1 protein-coding gene is annotated in these 1,228 nt (G+C 66.4%); it reads right to left on the bottom strand.

Going from position 1 to position 1,228, the window contains the following annotated elements:
- Positions 1–234: 234 nt before the first annotated feature.
- A partial coding sequence (locus ADK41_RS03470; protein WP_030837485.1) for a pectinesterase family protein occupies positions 235–1,228 on the bottom strand: 994 nt, incomplete at its 5' end.

The following is a 1,228-nucleotide window of genomic DNA, read 5'->3' as shown; positions in this document are numbered from 1 at the left end:
TGCCATTGTTGGAGCAGTGCGCCGTCGTCGGGGACGCCGTTCTTGATCTCCAGGCACTTGTTGCCGGCGGCCACGCTGATCCGGTACGTCTGACCCGCGGTGGGCACGGCGGCCTGTGCCGAGGGAAGGTGTCCGGTGAGCACGATGGTCAGGGCCATGACAATAGTAGTCACCGTTGCCCGTGTCAGTCGATGTCTCATGAACCTCATGGATCCCATAGGGGTGTCCTTTCAATCAGCCGATCGGGTTCCAGCCGTCGCTTCCCGCCAGGTACCGCTGCGGTGTGTACTGCGCGGCCTGGGAGTCGCTCAACTGGGGGCGGTTGCTGTTGGCGCCGGCGCCGGCGCCGGTGTTGCGGTACTCCAGGAACCGGGCGTTCTTCCAGGAACTGGACGACATGTCGGTCCACGGCTGCGAGGTGCGGATCGTCTTGCTCAGGTTGCACTCGCGGTACAGCACCTGGGCGTCGGGCCGCCACGGCCTGCCCAGGGTGGTGTTGTTGCTGCCCGTGCCGGTGACGGTGGACTGGTAGAAGAGGAAGCCGTACTGCTTGGTCGCGGCCGTGCTGGCCGCCGTGATCGGTCCGCCGGTGGAACGCTTCTCGTGCACGGTGGTGCGGTGGAAGACCATGGTTCCGCCCCCGAAGATGAAGTCGACGGTGCCTTCGACATAGGAGTCGACCATGTACGCGCGTGCCGAGTCGTTGACGAGGAAGGTGTCCTGGTCGCCGAGCAGGCGCACGTTGCGGAAGACCGCACGGTCGGCGCCGAGGCGCAGCGCCACGGCCTGGTGGCCTTCGGGGGTGGACCTCTCGTCGAAGTCGTTGGAGATCGTCAGATTCGTCGCGATGAAGTTCCGACCGTCGATGAACGCCGTGGCGCTGCCCGAAGTGCCTGACGTGTAAGCCGAGTTGTTGTAGACGAGCAGCACCTGCGACGGGGACGATCCCAGCCCCTGCAGTGTGATGTTGGGCTTGTTGGACGGGATCCTGACGACTTCGCGGTAGGTGCCCGGCGCGATGGTGATGGTGGCCCGGCTGCTGTTGTTGGCGGGTACCGCGTCGACCGCGGCCTGCACCGTGCGGTACTGACCGCTGCCGTCCGCCGCGACCGTGGCCTGCTGGGGGGAGCCGGCGGGGGTGAAGAGCCACTGTTTGGTGGTGGTGTCGGCGCAGGTTTCCTGGACGATCGGGGTGCCGTTGGCGGTGCCGGCGTTCTGGTTGGCGAGG

The organism is Streptomyces caelestis (assembly GCF_001279005.1).
GTDB lineage: Bacteria > Actinomycetota > Actinomycetes > Streptomycetales > Streptomycetaceae > Streptomyces > Streptomyces heliomycini.
The sequence above is the reverse complement of the archived record's forward strand: the minus strand, read 5'-3'. Positions and strand labels throughout refer to the sequence as shown.